Source organism: Streptomyces sp. NPDC005962 (assembly GCF_040629205.1).
Taxonomy (GTDB): domain Bacteria; phylum Actinomycetota; class Actinomycetes; order Streptomycetales; family Streptomycetaceae; genus Streptomyces.
The window spans coordinates 173,500-188,943 of record NZ_JBEXVE010000009.1 but is presented as its reverse complement, the minus strand read 5'-3'; the positions used below and the strand labels follow the sequence as shown (position 1 = coordinate 188,943).

The following is a 15,444-nucleotide window of genomic DNA, read 5'->3' as shown; positions in this document are numbered from 1 at the left end:
TTCCTGGCCCCGGCTTTCCACTGATCTTGGCCGTCATGCCGTAACGCCGCCGACGTTCACCGGCCATCTGCCCTCACTAGCGTCCCGAAGGGAGGCTCACGGACAGGGGAGAGACAGGTGGCATCGGACATCGCACGCCGGAGGCTGGTCGCACTCGGTGCCGGAGCGACGGGCGCGGCCGCGGCGGGTTCGCTGCTGCCGCCGTCGCTCCAAGCCGCCCTCGCCGCGCACCCGGCCCCGCCGCCCGGCGGTCTCGACGCCATCGAGCATGTGGTTCTGCTGATGCAGGAGAACCGTTCCTTCGATCACTACTTCGGCACGCTCCGGGGCGTCCGCGGCTACGCCGACCCCAACGCCGTCACCCTGCCCGGCGGGCAGAGCGTCTTCGCGCAGCCGAAGCCGGGCGGCGGCCATGTGCTGCCCTTCGGGGCGCGCGAGGCCGCCGAGGCGCAGCGCGAGGACCTCCGCTTCGTGGGCCAGCTCGACCACTCCTGGGACGGCGGCGCGGCGGCCTGGCACGGCGGCTGGATGGACAACTGGATCGCCGCCAAGTCCCCGGCCACCATGGTCCACTTCGACCGTGCGGACATCCCGTTCCACTACGAGCTGGCCGACACGTTCACCATCTGCGACGCGTACCACTCCGCCATCCACTCCTCCACCAGCCCCAACCGCAACTACTGGGTCAGCGGCACCACCGGCTACGAGCCGGGGCCGGGCGGAGGGCGTGCGGTCGGCAACGACGCGTACGAGGAGGACAGCCACCCCGGCTACGACTGGACCACCACCGCCGAGGTGCTGGAGCGCGCCGGGGTGAGCTGGAAGGTCTACCAGGAGTGGGACAACTTCCAGGACAACAACATCGAGTTCTACCGGCCGTTCAAGGACGTGGCCCGCAAGGCGCTGGCCGGGCTGGGCTTCACCAGCACGAACGCGTTCTACACCAAGGTGCTGGAGGCGTCCGGCGATGAGCGGCGGCGGCTTCTCGACGGTCTGGAAGCGGGCCTGGACAAGCTGACGGACGACGAGCGGCGGCTGTTCGAGCGGGGCCTGCGCCGGGCCCCGGAGGGCGGCTTCGAGGAGGCGTTCCGCGCCGACGTGGCGGCCGGGCGGCTGCCCGCGGTGTCGTATCTGGTGCCGTCCCCGCTGGACTCCGAGCACCCCGATGTCTCCACCCCCGCGCACAGCGCCACCGTGACGTACGCGGTCCTGGACGCGCTCGCCGCCCACCCCGAGGTGTGGCGCAAGACGGCGGTCTTCCTCACCTACGACGAGAACGACGGCTTCTTCGACCATGTGGTGCCGCCCAACCCGCCCGCCGACGTGGCCGAGGAGTGGTGGCAGGACCGGCCGCTGGGCCTGGGGATGCGGGTGCCGATGCTGGTGATCTCGCCGTGGACGGTCGGTGGCTACGTCTGCTCCGAGCTGTTCGACCACACCTCCGCCACCCGCTTCCTGGAGAAGTGGCTGGGCATCGAGGTGCCGAACGTCTCCGCCTGGCGCCGGAGCGTATGCGGCGATCTGACCGGCGCCTTCGCCTTCGGCAGCGCCGCCGCCCCGCAGCCTCTCGCCCATCCGGGGCCGCCCCCGCCGGACCGCGACCACTGGACGCCGGAGCCGCCCGCCGACCAGCGGATGCCGCTGCAGGAGGAGGGCACGCGCCCGGCCCGCCCGCTGCCGTACCAGCCGGAGGTGTCCGGCGTGTTCGAGCCGGGGGCGGGGGTGATGCGGCTGGCGCTGGCCAACGCGGGGGTGCGCGGCGCGCACGCCATCCTCTTCCCGTACGCGGACGAGTACGAGGCGCCCCAGCACCGCGACCTGGCGCCCGGGACCCTGTCCACCTGGGACGTCCCGGTGCGGGACGGGCGTTACGACTTCGTCGTCACCGGGCCGAACGGCTTCCGCCGCGAGTTCCGGGGCACGGCCGAGGGCGCCGCCGCCGGACTGCGGGTGCGCGGCGGCATCGACGGCCGCCGACGGCAGCTCACGCTCACCGTCACCAACAAGGGGGAGCGCACGATCGGGCTCACCGTGCGCCCGCGCGCCTATGTGGCCGACGCGGACGCGCGGCAGCGGACGGTCAGCGTGCGCGCGGGCTCGACGAAGGTCGTGGAGTTCTCGGCGCGGGAGGGCCACGGCTGGTACGACCTGGTGCTGACGGCCGAGGGCGACTCCTCCTTCCACCGCCGTCTCACCGGGCACATCGAGAACGGGCGCCCCTCGGTCAGCGGCTGACCGAACGGCTGGCGGATCTGCTGGTTCCGGATGTGGTGGTTCCGGATGTGGGGAAGCCCACAAAGGGGACAAAGGATCTCTTCCGGCTGACACAGTGCTTTGGTCACGAGGACATCACGAGCACATCACGACGCACTCGGTGCACAGACCGGAAAGCAGCCATGGCCGCACTCGCACGATGGTGTATCAGGCGCAGTGCCCTCGTGATCGTGCTCTGGCTGGCCGCCTTCGCCGGGGTCGCCGCCGCGGCGGCCGTGACCGGCTCCGCGTACTCGAACAACTACGACATCCCCGGCACCGAATCCTCCACGGTCTCGCGGCTGCTGGCGCAGCGGTTCCCGGACCGGGCGGGGGACACCGACACCATCGTCTGGCACACCGCCGACCGCGCCGGAACCGTGCGCTCGGGGGACGTCGAGCAGCGGATGAGCGCGGCCCTGCGGCGCGTCGCCGAACTGCCCGGCGTCGTCTCCGTCACCGGCCCGTACGGCACCGACGACACCAGCCGCGTCAGCGCCGACCAGCACACCGCCTACGCCACCGTCGTCTTCCGCGAACCCGCTGCCGACCTGGGCAAGGACGAGGTGCGCCGGGTCCTGGACACCGCGCGCTCCGCCGCCGCCCCCGGGCTGCGGATCGAGATGGGCGGCGTGGGCGCCGGGCTCACCGAGACGGCCGGGTCCGCCCATCTCAGCGAGGCCATCGGCGTCGCCGTGGCCGCCGTCGTCCTCTTCCTGGCCTTCGGTTCGCTCGCGGCGGCCCTGCTGCCGATCGCCACCGCGCTCGTCGGCGTCGGCACCGCGTACGCGGCGATCGGGCTGCTCGGCCACGTCATGACCGTCGCCGACTTCGCGCCCATGCTCGGCATGCTGATCGGGCTCGGCGTCGGCATCGACTACGCGCTGTTCATCGTCACCCGCCACCGCCGGGGTCTGCGGCAGGGGCTGCCGGTCGCCGAGGCCGCACAGCGCGCGGTGACCACCTCGGGCCGCGCGGTGATCTTCGCGGGCGCGACGGTATGCCTGGCCCTGCTCGGCATGCTGGTGCTGCGGCTGAGCTTCCTCAACGGCGTCGCGGTCGCCGCCGCGCTGACGGTCGCGCTCACCGTCGCCGCCTCCATCACCCTGCTGCCCGCGCTGCTCGGGCTGATGGGGAGGAGAGCCCTGAGCCGCCGCGAACGCCGACGGCTGGCCGAGCACGGGCCACGGCCCCAGGCAGTGCCCGGACTCGCCACCCGCTGGGCGTCGTTCGTGGAACGCCACCCCAAGGTGCTGGGCGCGGTCGCCGTCGCCGTCATGCTGACTCTCGCCCTGCCCACCCTCTCGCTCCGGCTCGGCACCTCCGACCAGGGCAACAACCCCCAGACCTCGACCACCAGGCAGGCGTACGACCTGCTCGCGGAAGGGTTCGGGCCCGGCTTCAACGGACCGCTGACGCTCATCGGCAGCATCGACGGCGCCGAGGACCGGATGGCCTTCACCCGGCTGACCACCACCCTGCGCATCGCCGAGGGCGTCGCCTCGGTGAGCGCGGCGGAGCTCGGCGGCGGGGGCGACACCGGCGTGATCACCGTCGTGCCCACCACCGCCCCGCAGTCGCCTGACACCTCACGGCTCGTGGAGCGCCTGCGCGCCGAGGTGCTGCCGAAGGCCGAGGAGGGCACCTCGCTGCGGGTGTACGTCGGCGGACTGACCGCCGGGTATGACGACTTCGCGGCGGTGATCATCTCCAAGCTGCCGCTGTTCGTCGGGGTGGTGGTGGCGCTGGGCTGTGTGCTGCTGCTGCTCGCGTTCCGCAGCATCGGCATCCCGGTCAAGGCGGCGGTCATGAATGTGGCCGCCGTCGCGTCGTCTTTCGGTGTCGTCGTCGCGGTCTTCCAGTGGGGGTGGGGGAGCGAACCGCTGGGGCTCGGCAGAGCGGGCCCGATCGAGCCGTTCCTGCCAGTGATCATGGTGTCGGTGCTCTTCGGACTCTCCATGGACTATCAGGTGTTCCTGGTCAGCCGGATGTACGAGGAGTGGCAGCACACCCGCGACAACCGGCTCGCGGTCCGGGTGGGTCTCGCCGAGACCAGCCGGGTCATCAACTCCGCGGCCGTCATCATGATCGCCGTCTTCTCGGCGTTCGTGCTCAGCGGCGACCGGATCATCGCCATGTTCGGTATCGGGCTGGCGGCCGCGGTCGCCCTGGACGCCTTCGTCCTCCGTACGCTGCTGGTCCCCGCCCTGATGCATCTGCTCGGCGGCGCCAACTGGTGGCTGCCGGGCTGGCTGGACCGGAGGCTGCCGCGCATCAGCATCGAGGCGCCGGACCCGGACCCGGATCAGCGGCCGCTGCCCGTGCCCGGACCGCGCAAGCCCGCGGAGGAAGCGGCGGCCCGCACGCCCGTGCCGTAAGGCGCGCGCTGCGAGGTCGTCCCTGCGCCGTCCTCGCGGGGTTGTCCCTCCGAGGCTGTCCGCGTGGTCAGCCCTCGCGGGGGCGGATCACCACCTGGCCGGAGTCGAGATCTATCGGACCCTTGCCCGGGTCGCTGTCGCCGATGTCCTCCAGCGTGAACTCCAGCCGGTTGCGCTCCTCTTCGGTGTGCTTGCGACCGGGCGCGAACAACTCGTCGATGAGGTTGAACATGGCGACCCCCGTAGGTGAGCGGCTACGGCCAGTGTAAGCAGACCGCCCGAAAAGGGACCGGAACCGCCCGCCGTCAGCTGATCTCCAGCCGCAGAATCCGGTCGTCCTGCTTGGCCGGATCACCCCGCCCGTCCGTATTGCTCGTGACCACCCACAGCCCGCCGTCGTCCGTGGCGACCACACTGCGCAGCCGCCCGTACTTCTTGGTGAGGAACGCCTGCGGCTCGGCCACCGGCTTGGTCCCCCGCAGCGGAATCCGCCACAGCCGCTCACCGCGCAGCCCCGCCATCCAGATGGAGCCCTTGGCGAACGCGATACCGCTCGGTGAGGCCTCCGCGGTCTTCCACTGCTCGACCGGATCGACGAACCCCTTCTTTCCGGCCTTGCCCTCCGCCTCCGGCCAGCCGTAGTTCTTGCCCGGGCGGATCAGATTCAGCTCGTCCCAGGTGTCCTGGCCGAATTCCGATGCCCACAGCCGCTTCTGGGCGTCCCAGGCCAGCCCCTGCACATTGCGGTGGCCGGGGGAGTAGATGACCGAATCGGCCGACGGATTGCCGTGCGCCGGTTCACCGTCCGGGGTCATCCGCAGGATCTTGCCGCCGAACGAGTCCATGTCCTGGGCGAGCCCCTTCTCCCCGCTCTCGCCCGTGCCCGCGTACAGCATCTTGTCCGGGCCGAAGGCGATCCGGCCGCCGTTGTGGATCGTGCCCTTGGGGATGCCCTTGAAGATCGTGTCCGGGGCGCCCAGCTGATCGCCCGAGGGGCGCTTGTCGTTGTACACCATCCGGACGATGCGGTTGTCCGAGTCGGTGGTGAGATACGCGTACACCATGTGGTCCGAGCCGAAGTCGGAGGAGACCGCCAGCCCCAGCAGGCCGCCCTCGCCCGCGGGGGAGACGCCGGGCACGGACCCCAGCTCGGTCTGCTTCCCGCTGTCCGCCGTGATCTTGAAGATCCTCCCGGTGTCCCGGGAGGACACCAGCAGATCCCCGCCCGGCAGCGGGGCCACCCCCCAGGGCGAATTCAGATTGGTGGTGAGCAGGCTCACCACCTTCGCCGAACCCTTCTTCGGCGCCGCCGACTCACCGGCCGAGGGCGCCGCCGACGACGGGGAGCCGCCCTTGGACCCCTCCTTCCCGGGCGCGGACGAGCCCGACCGCTCGAACGGGGACTGCCCGTCCCCGGTCGAGCATCCGGTGAGCAGCAGCAGGGCGGCACTGGCGGCGAGGGCGGGGGCGGCGAGGGTGAGGCGAGGACATCGCACGGTCGGGTTCCTCTCGGTGGGGCGCGTGTGCCGCGGCACGGCACTGTTTCTTATACACCGCAGCTCCGCGGCGGGTTCCCTTCGCCGAACCGGAACCCACCCGCCCCACAACACACCCCTAGTCCCACGACCCCCGGGCGGGCGGCAGGGTCGCGATCTCGGCGAGGTCCTCGGCCGTCAGCATCACGCGCGCCGCCGCGGCGTTCTCCGCCGCCCAGTCCTCCCGCTTGGTCCCCGGCACCGGCACCACGTGCGGTCCCTGGGCCAGCAGCCACGCCAGGGCCACCTGGGCCGCCGTCACCGACTCCCCGTGCCGCCGCGCGACCCGCCGCAGCCCGGCCACGATGGGCTGGTTCGCCGCCATCATCTCGGCCGTGAAGCGCGGGTGCCGGGCGCGCATGTCCTCCGGCTCGAACCCCTGCCCCGGCGTCAGCGTCCCGCTCAGGAAGCCATTGCCCAGCGGCATCGCCGCCAGGAAGCCCACCCCGCGCGAGGCGCACCACGGCACCAGCGCCTCCAGTGCCTCGGGTGACCACACCGACAGCTCCGCCTGCACACAGCTCACCGGGAAGACCTGCTGCACCCGCTCCAGCTGCCGCACCGTCGCGTCGTGTATCCGGGCGCCGGACCGCCGCTGTGCCCGCGCCCCCACCGCGCACAGCCCCAGCGCCCGTACCTTTCCCGCCGCGACCAGCTCCGCCATCGCGCCCCAGGTCTCCTCTATCGGCACCTCGGGATCGGCCCGGTGCAGCTGGTAGAGGTCGATCACATCGGTCTGCAGCCGCCGCAGCGAGGCGTCGCACGCCCGCTTCACATAGCCGGGCCGCCCGTTGGCCACGATGTGCTGCTCACCGACCAGCAGTCCGCACTTGGTGGACACGAAGGCGTCCGCGCGCCGCTCCTTGAGTGCCCGTCCCACCAGCAGTTCATTGGTGAAGGGGCCGTACATGTCGGCGGTGTCGAGCAGGTTCGCGCCCGCGTCGAGCGCGGTGTGCACGGCGCGCAGCGAGTGCTCGCCGTTGCGCTGTGAAGCGGTGTACGCCCAGCTCATGGGCATGCACCCCAGGCCGATCGCACCCACTTCGAGCGCCGCCGCTCCGATTGTCCTGCGCTCCACCTGGCCTGACCCCTCCCGTTACTCGCACCAAACTAACCTCTGCGGAGAGCCTCACTTCGCATAGCCTCCTGGCATGAGTGCAGATGACAGCGATACGTTCCGGCACCACGATTCGTCTCATGCCGCGTCCGGCGGCCCGGCCCGCCCCCTCGTCTGGGTGCCCATCGCGCCCGACGAGATCGAGGGCCTGCCCGAGAGCCTGGACTACGCCCACTGGGACGGCGGCCCCGACTACCCCACCGACCCCTCCCGCGTCGCTTTCTACTGTGCGCCGTACATGAAGAGCCCCGAGGTGCTGACCCGTCCGCTGGAGGCCATGACGGGCCTGCGGGTGATCCAGACGCTCACCGCGGGCATAGACGGCCTGCTGCCCGCCATGTCACGCGTCGTCCCCGGCGTCCAGCTGTGCAACGCCCGGGGGCTGCACGACGCGAGCACCGCCGAGCTGGCCCTGACCCTGATCCTCGCCTCGCTGCGTGACATCCCCGGTTTCGTCCGCGCCCAGGACGCCGAGGAGTGGACCTCCGGCTTCCGTCCCGCGCTCGCCGACAAGTCCGTTCTGATCGTCGGGTACGGCTCGATCGGCAGCGCGATCGAGGCCCGGCTCGAACCCTTTGAGTGCGAGCGGGTGGCGCGCGTCGCGCGCTCCCCGCGTACGACCGAGCGCGGTCCGGTGCACCCGATCGACGCCTTGCCTCAACTGCTTCCGGAGGCCGACGTCGTTGTCCTGGTGACCCCGCTGACCGAGGAGACCCGGGGCCTGGCCGGAGCCGACTTCCTGGCGAAGATGAAGGACGGAGCGCTGTTGGTGAACGTCGCACGGGGCGGGGTGGTGGACACCAAGGCGCTCCTCGCCGAGGTGGAGAGCGGCCGGCTGCGCGCCGCGCTGGATGTGACCGACCCCGAACCACTGCCCGCCGGGCATCCGCTGTGGCACGCTCCAGGAGTGCTCATCACCCCGCATGTGGGCGGCCCCTCGTCGGCCTTCCTGCCCCGCGCCAAGCGGCTGTTGCGCGCTCAGCTGCACCGGTTCGCCGCGGGCGAGCCGATGGAACATCTCATGATGACCACGGGGTAGACGAGGGGGCAACATGCCCCTGGCAGTACATACAGGCATCGATTGACTGCACTCCGTATACACAACGCCGTAGTCCGTTACGGTGAGTAGATGGCCTATGTCCCTGAGTGACCAGTCTGGTGTATCGTCCCGAGCGGGGGCTGCGCCAATGACCTGACGGCGTCAGCGATGGACCGGAACTCGAGGGGGGCGACGGGCGATGTGTGGCCAATGGACCAACAACCCGACGCAGCTCAGGCGTCGACCGCGACAATTCCGCGCAGCCGCGCGGCTCTCGATGACGAAGCTCACGGGGATACGGCTCGCGGAGCCGTGCCCCTTCGCGCGACGGGCGGCAGTGCGGTGAGCGCCACCGGAGCGGTGCTGGCCCGACCGGCGGTCTCCGGCGGCGCCCGGCTGCTGCCCCAGGTCGTCCTCGCCCTCGTCTGCGGCGGGTACGCGGTGGGCGCGGTGCTCGGCTGGGGATCAGCCGAACTGGCCGTCTTCATGGGCGACTTCGGGCTGGCCGCGGCCGCCCTCGCCGCCGCCGTCTCCTGTCTGTGGCACGGGCGCGGGAATGCCGGGCGGATGCGCCCGGCCTGGCTGCTGTTCGCGGCCTCCTCCGCCATGGCCGCGCTGGGCAACGGCACTTGGGGGTGGTACGAGGTGGTGCTGGGCCGACCCGTGCCCACCCCCTCGTTCGCCGATGTCTGCTTCCTCCTCTTCGCGCCACCGGCGATCGTGGGCATGCTGGTGCTCGCCAAGCGCCCGCGGAACCGGGCCGGATGGATCTGCCTGGGGCTGGATGCCTGGCTGATCGCCGGATCGCTGATGACCCTGTCGTGGAGCCTCGCGCTCGCCCACACCGGCGAGTTCGGCGAGGATGCCGCGAGCGTCGCCCGCAGGGCCTTCTCGCTCGCCTACCCGCTGCTGGACATCGTGCTGGTCAGCATGGTGATCGTGCTGCACTTCCGGCGCTCGTCGTCGGCCAGCCGGCCGGCGGTCAACACCGCGATCGGCGCGTTCGCCCTGACCGTGCTGTGCGACGCGCTGTTCACCTCGCCGCTGCTCCACGACCACTACCGCTCCGGCCAGATCCTGGACGCGGGCTGGTTCGCCGGTTCGATGCTGCTCGCCTACGCGCCCTGGGTGGCCCGGCGGGACGCCGCCGAGACCCCGCCGCCCGCCGCGCGCCGCAGCGAGCGGCCGAGCCGTCCCTCGGCGGGCGCGTTCGCCGCCCTGGCGCCGTATCTCGCCGCCGCCGTGTGCACGCTGGGCATCCTGTTCAACGTGATGGACGGCCGCCCGGTCGACGGGGTGGTGCTCTTCACTGCTTGCGCGGTCGTGCTCGCCCTCCTCGTCCGGCAGGCGATCATGCTGATGGACAACATCGCGCTCACCCAGGAGCTGGCGCAGAAGGAGAACCACTTCCGCTCCCTGGTGCAGAGCTCCAGCGATGTGATCATGATCGCCGCGCCCACCGGCATCCTGCGGTACGTCAGCCCCGCCGCCTCCGGCGTCTACGGGCGGGACGCGGAGGAGCTGACGGACTCCGAGCTGGCCTCGCTCATCCACCCCGAGGACCTGGGCGCGGTGGTCCACGAGATCCGCCGGTTCCTGGCCGCCTCGCCGGGCGAGGAGCCCACCACCCGCATCGAGTGCCGCTTCCGCTCCGGCACCGGCGACTGGCTCAACGTGGAGTCGACGGTCAACCGCCACCACGGCGGCCTGATCTTCAACAGCCGCGATGTCACCGAGCGCGTCCGGCTCCAGGCCCAGCTGCAGCACAGCGCCGAGCACGACCCGCTCACCGACCTGCCCAACCGCGCCCTGTTCACCAAGCGGGTCCGGCACGCGGTCGGCGGCCGCCGCCGTACCGACGCGGGCACCGCCGTGCTCTTCATCGACCTCGACGGCTTCAAGGCCGTCAACGACACCGTCGGCCACCAGGCGGGGGACGAGCTGCTGGTCCAGGCCGCCCGCCGGCTCCAGGAGTCCGTGCGGTCCGGCTCCGGCGACTGCGCCGCCCGGCTCGGGGGCGACGAGTTCGCCGCCCTCATCGTGGGCGACGGCGACGGGGACATCAGCACCCGCGAATGCCGCATCCTGGAGATCGCCGACCGGCTGCGGGCCCGGCTCTCCCAGCCCTACCGGGTGGAGGGCGGCACCGAGGTGCGGGTCGCGGCCAGCATCGGCGTCGCCTTCGCCGAGTCCGGCACCAGCCCCGGCGCCCTGATGCGCAACGCCGACCTGGCCATGTACCGGGCCAAGGCCGCCGGAAAGAACCGGGTCGAGCTGTACGCCCCGCAGATGCAGGCCGAGGTGGCGCGCCGCGCCGAGGTCGCGACACGGCTGCGCGCCGCCCTCCACGACGGCGAGTTCGTGCTGCTGCACCAGCCCGTCGTGGAGCTGGCGAGCGGCCGGGTCACCGCCGTCGCGGCGCAGCCCCGCTGGCGCTCGGCCCAGGGCATCCTGTTCACCCCGGCAGAGTTCCTGAGGGTCGCCGACAACGGGCGCGGCGGCGACCACGGCCGCGCCGGTGAGGAAGGCGCCCGCACCGCCGAGCTGGCCCGCTGGACGCTGGAGGCCGCCGTCGAGCAGGCCGCCCAGCGCCGCCGCGACGGCCATATGGTCCCCGTCTGCGTACGGCTGCCCGCGGGCCGCCTGGTCGACAAGTCGATGCCGCCCAAGGCCGTCGAGACCCTGCTCGCCCGGCACGGGCTGCCGTCCGGGGCGCTGATCCTGGAGCTGACCGACAGCGACCCACGGGTGCCGCTGGACGAGCTGGAGCACCGGCTCGGCGCGCTGCGGCGGCTGGGGGTGCGGATCGCGCTCGACGGTTTCGGCAGCGGCTACGGCGCCATCAGGGCGCTGCGCAGGCTCCCCATCGACGTACTCAAGCTGGACCAGGGGCTGGTCGAGGGGGTGGTCGAGTCCTCCCGGCTGCACAAGATCACCTCAGGGCTGCTGCGGATCGGCGGCGATCTCGGGATGCAGTCCATCGCGGAGGGCGTGGACATGCCCGAACAGCTGGTGACCCTGCGCGGCATGGGGTGCACCCACGCCCAGGGCATGGCCTTCAGCGGTCCGCTGGACGAGCACCGGCTGCGCCGGGCGCTGACCCGCGGCAGCTATCCGGTGCCACGCTCGGACGCTCCGATGCTGGTCGGCGGCGGGCTGCCGGTGCGGCACGGCGGATTCGGCGGGCATGGCCCCCGGCGCCCGGAGGCGCACACCCACCCACCGACCCGCTCAAATACTGAGACTCCCGTCCCACCCACTTGACACCTGATACGCGCGAGGGGGAGGGTCGGAGCCATGCGCACCCGAATTCTCGTACTTGGACAGCGCGTCGGCTGAGCAGGGCCACGTTGAAGCCCTGCGGACCCTCACCGGCGCGCTCCCCTCGCTTGCCTAACGGCACGAGGGGTTTTTTGTTGCACTGACGCCTGTGCACCGCTTCCTCCCCGCATCACACCTCATTCGAGAAGAGAACGCCGATGACCGAGCAGGCCTCCGGGGCCCATCATCCCCAGCCGCGGGCCCGTAACGGCGGACCCCAGTCCGCCACCGTCGAGCACGTCACGGGTGCGCAGTCCCTCATCCGTTCGCTCGAGGAGGTGGGCGCCGACACCGTCTTCGGAATCCCCGGCGGTGCGATCCTCCCCGCGTACGACCCGATGATGGACTCCGCGAAGGTCAGGCACGTACTCGTCCGCCACGAGCAGGGTGCGGGCCACGCCGCCACCGGTTACGCCCAGGCCACCGGCAAGGTCGGCGTCTGCATGGCGACCTCGGGCCCCGGCGCCACCAACCTGGTCACCCCGATCGCCGACGCCCACATGGACTCGGTCCCGATCGTCGCGATCACCGGCCAGGTGGCGTCCAAGGCGATCGGCACGGACGCCTTCCAGGAGGCGGACATCTGCGGCATCACGATGCCGATCACCAAGCACAACTTCCTGGTCACCAAGGCCGCGGACATCCCGCGGACGATCGCCGAGGCGTTCCACATCGCGTCCACCGGCCGCCCCGGCCCGGTCCTGGTCGACATCGCGAAGGACGCGCTGCAGGCCAGGACCACCTTCTCCTGGCCGCCGCAGACCGACCTGCCCGGCTACCGCCCGGTGACCAAGCCGCACACCAAGCAGATCCGCGAGGCCGCCCGGCTGATCAGCCAGGCCGAGCGCCCGGTGCTGTACGTGGGCGGCGGCGTCCTCAAGGCGCACGCCACCGCCGAGCTGAGGGTGCTGGCCGAGCTGACCGGGGCGCCGGTCACCACCACGCTGATGGGCCTCGGCGCGTTCCCCGACAGCCACCGCCAGCACCTCGGCATGCCGGGCATGCACGGCACCGTCGCCGCCGTCACCAGCCTGCAGAAGGCGGACCTGCTCGTGGCGCTCGGCACGCGCTTCGACGACCGCGTCACCGGCAAGCTCGACTCGTTCGCCCCGTTCGCCAAGATCGTGCACGCGGACATCGACCCGGCGGAGATCGGCAAGAACCGCGCCGCCGACGTGCCGATCGTCGGTGACGCCCGCGAGGTCATCGCGGATCTGGTCGTCGCGGTTCAGGCCGAGCACGACGCGGGCCGCACCGGCGACTACAGCGGCTGGTGGGAGGACCTGAACCGCTGGCGCGAGACCTACCCGCTCGGCTACGACCTGCCCGAGGACGGCAGCCTGTCGCCGCAGCAGGTCATCCAGCGGGTCGGCGAGCTGGCCCCGGAGGGCACGATCTTCGCCGCGGGCGTCGGCCAGCACCAGATGTGGTCCGCCCACTTCATCACCTACGACAAGCCCGCGACCTGGCTGAACTCGGGCGGCGCCGGGACCATGGGCTACGCCGTCCCGGCCGCCATGGGCGCCAAGGCCGGTATGGAGGACCGTACGGTCTGGGCGATCGACGGTGACGGCTGCTTCCAGATGACCAACCAGGAGCTGGTCACCTGCGCGCTGAACAACATCCCGATCAAGGTCGCGATCATCAACAACGGCGCGCTGGGCATGGTCCGCCAGTGGCAGACCCTGTTCTACAACCAGCGCTACTCCAACACCGTGCTGCACTCCGGCCCCGGGGCTGACACCGCCCAGCCCGGCGCGGGCACCCGGGTCCCGGACTTCGTGAAGCTCGCCGAGGCCATGGGCTGCATCGGCATCCGCTGCGAGGACCCGGCCGACCTCGACGCCGTGATCGAGAAGGCCAACGCGATCAACGACCGCCCGGTGGTCGTGGACTTCATCGTCCACGAGGACGCCATGGTCTGGCCGATGGTCGCGGCCGGCACCTCCAACGACGAGATCCTGGCGGCGCGTGACACCCGCCCGGACTTCGGCGACAGCGAAGACGACTGAGGCCGGGACCGAGAGAGAAGAAGAGAGACGCACCGCATGTCCAAGCACACGCTCTCCGTCCTGGTGGAGAACACCCCCGGCATCCTCGCCCGGATCGCCGCCCTGTTCTCCCGCCGCGGCTTCAACATCGACTCGCTCGCCGTGGGCGTCACCGAGCACCCCGACATCTCCCGCATCACCATCGTGGTCAATGTCGAGGAACTGCCGCTTGAGCAGGTCACCAAGCAGCTCAACAAGCTCGTCAACGTCCTCAAGATCGTCGAGCTGGAGGACGGCTCGGCCATTCAGCGGGAACTCGTTCTCGTGAAGGTCCGCGCCGACAACGAGACCCGCTCCCAGATCGTCGAGATCGTCCAGCTGTTCCGCGCCAAGACCGTGGACGTCTCCCCGGAGGCCGTGACCATCGAGGCCACCGGGGGCAGCGACAAGCTCGAAGCCATGCTCAAGATGCTGGAACCGTACGGCATCAAGGAGCTGGTGCAGTCCGGCACGATCGCCATAGGGCGCGGCGCCCGCTCCATCACCGACCGGAGTCTGCGCTCGCTCGACCGGTCCGCCTGACGAGACCCCCGAACCTTCACCCGCCCGCCCGTCATACGGTGGGACGCACAACCCACACGCTAGGAGAATCCCGAAGTGGCCGAGCTGTTCTACGACGACGACGCCGACCTGTCCATCATCCAGGGCCGCAAGGTCGCGATCCTTGGGTACGGCAGCCAGGGCCACGCCCACGCGCTGTCGCTGCGCGACTCGGGCGTCGACGTCCGCGTCGGCCTGCACGAGGGCTCCAAGTCCAAGGCCAAGGCCGAGGAGCAGGGCCTGCGCGTGGTGACCCCCGCCGAGGCGTCCGCCGAGGCCGACGTCATCATGATCCTGGTCCCGGACCCGATCCAGGCCAAGGTCTACGAGGAGTCCGTGAAGGACAACCTGAAGGACGGCGACGCGCTGTTCTTCGGCCACGGCCTCAACATCCGGTACGGCTTCATCAAGCCGTCCGCCAATGTCGACGTCTGCATGGTCGCCCCCAAGGGCCCGGGCCACCTGGTCCGCCGCCAGTACGAGGAGGGCCGCGGCGTGCCGTGCATCGCGGCCGTCGAGCAGGACGCCACGGGCAAGGCCTTCCCGCTCGCCCTCTCGTACGCCAAGGGCATCGGCGGCACCCGCGCCGGCGTCATCAAGACCACCTTCACCGAGGAGACCGAGACCGACCTCTTCGGCGAGCAGGCGGTGCTGTGCGGTGGCACCGCGGCGCTGGTCAAGGCCGGGTTCGAGACCCTGACCGAGGCCGGTTACCAGCCGGAGATCGCGTACTTCGAGTGCCTCCACGAGCTGAAGCTGATCGTGGACCTCATGTACGAGGGCGGCCTGGAGAAGATGCGCTGGTCGATCTCCGAGACCGCCGAGTGGGGCGACTACGTCTCCGGCCCGCGGATCATCAACGACTCCACCAAGGCCGAGATGAAGAAGATCCTCGGTGAGATCCAGGACGGCACCTTCGCCAAGAACTGGATGGCGGAGTACAACGCCGGTCTGCCGAAGTACAACGAGCTGAAGAAGGCGGACGAGGACCACCTCCTGGAGACCACCGGCAAGGAGCTGCGCAAGCTCATGAGCTGGGTCGACGACGAGGCGTAAGCACTCGGACGGCGCGGTGGACCGTGCCCCGGGGGTGGCGGGGGTTCTGTGGAACCCCCGCCACACCCGGTTCGGCTTTGTCCATCGCGCATCACCACGTGCGGGTGATCCTGCCGCATTGGCGCATTACACAGGCCCGAGCGCTACTACACTT

General features: G+C 71.1%; 10 protein-coding genes. 7 read left to right on the top strand and 3 right to left on the bottom strand.

The genetic code is table 11. The features are described 5' to 3' along the window. Positions 1 to 117 precede the first annotated feature (117 nt). Both ABZ370_RS17610 and ABZ370_RS17605 read left to right on the top strand, forming a co-directional pair. The gene (locus tag ABZ370_RS17610) at positions 118 to 2,235 is read left to right on the top strand and encodes a phosphocholine-specific phospholipase C (RefSeq protein ID WP_358621296.1); all 2,118 of its coding nucleotides are present in this window, start codon (positions 118 to 120) and stop codon (positions 2,233 to 2,235) included. A gap of 161 nt (positions 2,236 to 2,396) precedes the next feature. Next, positions 2,397 to 4,631, top strand: a complete 2,235-nt coding sequence (locus tag ABZ370_RS17605; RefSeq protein WP_358621294.1) for an MMPL family transporter — start codon at positions 2,397 to 2,399, stop codon at positions 4,629 to 4,631. Between the two features lie 67 nt (positions 4,632 to 4,698). On the opposite strand, the gene ABZ370_RS17600 is transcribed toward ABZ370_RS17605, so the two are convergent. The 3 genes from ABZ370_RS17600 to ABZ370_RS17590 all read right to left on the bottom strand — a co-directional run bounded on the left by ABZ370_RS17600 (position 4,699) and on the right by ABZ370_RS17590 (position 7,244). Beyond that, positions 4,699 to 4,863 (bottom strand): DUF6191 domain-containing protein, encoded by a 165-nt coding sequence (locus ABZ370_RS17600; RefSeq protein ID WP_358621291.1) that lies wholly within the window; start codon positions 4,861 to 4,863, stop codon positions 4,699 to 4,701. A gap of 73 nt (positions 4,864 to 4,936) precedes the next feature. After that, complete coding sequence (locus ABZ370_RS17595) at positions 4,937 to 6,127, bottom strand: PQQ-dependent sugar dehydrogenase (protein WP_358621289.1); 1,191 nt, start codon at positions 6,125 to 6,127, stop codon at positions 4,937 to 4,939. A 118-nt stretch (positions 6,128 to 6,245) separates the two neighbouring features. After that, a complete protein-coding gene (locus ABZ370_RS17590) occupies positions 6,246 to 7,244 on the bottom strand; it encodes an aldo/keto reductase (protein ID WP_358621287.1) in 999 nt (332 codons plus the stop codon). Positions 7,245 to 7,317: 73 nt separating this feature from the next. On the opposite strand from ABZ370_RS17590, the gene ABZ370_RS17585 reads away from it, so the two are divergent. The 5 genes from ABZ370_RS17585 (at position 7,318) to ilvC (ending at position 15,290) form a co-directional block, all read left to right on the top strand. Then, positions 7,318 to 8,322, top strand: coding sequence for a 2-hydroxyacid dehydrogenase (locus ABZ370_RS17585; RefSeq protein ID WP_358621285.1), 1,005 nt, complete (start codon positions 7,318 to 7,320; stop codon positions 8,320 to 8,322). Between the two features lie 342 nt (positions 8,323 to 8,664). Next, on the top strand, positions 8,665 to 11,586 hold the full coding sequence (locus ABZ370_RS17580; protein WP_358621283.1) for an EAL domain-containing protein: 2,922 nt from the start codon (positions 8,665 to 8,667) through the stop codon (positions 11,584 to 11,586). 215 nt (positions 11,587 to 11,801) lie between these two features. Beyond that, positions 11,802 to 13,655, top strand: coding sequence for an acetolactate synthase large subunit (locus tag ABZ370_RS17575; protein WP_358621281.1), 1,854 nt, complete (start codon positions 11,802 to 11,804; stop codon positions 13,653 to 13,655). A gap of 36 nt (positions 13,656 to 13,691) precedes the next feature. Next, positions 13,692 to 14,216, top strand: a complete 525-nt coding sequence (gene ilvN / locus ABZ370_RS17570; protein ID WP_358621278.1) for an acetolactate synthase small subunit — start codon at positions 13,692 to 13,694, stop codon at positions 14,214 to 14,216. A 75-nt stretch (positions 14,217 to 14,291) separates the two neighbouring features. Next, entirely contained in the window at positions 14,292 to 15,290 is a 999-nt protein-coding gene (gene ilvC, locus ABZ370_RS17565; RefSeq protein ID WP_358621276.1) for a ketol-acid reductoisomerase, read from the top strand. Positions 15,291 to 15,444: the final 154 nt, after the last annotated feature.

Excerpts from the sequence above, each read along its gene's own strand:
- ABZ370_RS17600 (WP_358621291.1), bottom strand. The coding sequence starts at position 4,863 with ATGTTCAACCTCATCGACGAGTTGTTCGCGCCCGGTCGCAAGCACACC.
- ilvN (WP_358621278.1), top strand. The coding sequence starts at position 13,692 with ATGTCCAAGCACACGCTCTCCGTCCTGGTGGAGAACACCCCCGGCATC.
- ABZ370_RS17575 (WP_358621281.1), top strand. The coding sequence starts at position 11,802 with ATGACCGAGCAGGCCTCCGGGGCCCATCATCCCCAGCCGCGGGCCCGT.
- ABZ370_RS17585 (WP_358621285.1), top strand. The coding sequence starts at position 7,318 with ATGAGTGCAGATGACAGCGATACGTTCCGGCACCACGATTCGTCTCAT.
- ABZ370_RS17605 (WP_358621294.1), top strand. The coding sequence starts at position 2,397 with ATGGCCGCACTCGCACGATGGTGTATCAGGCGCAGTGCCCTCGTGATC.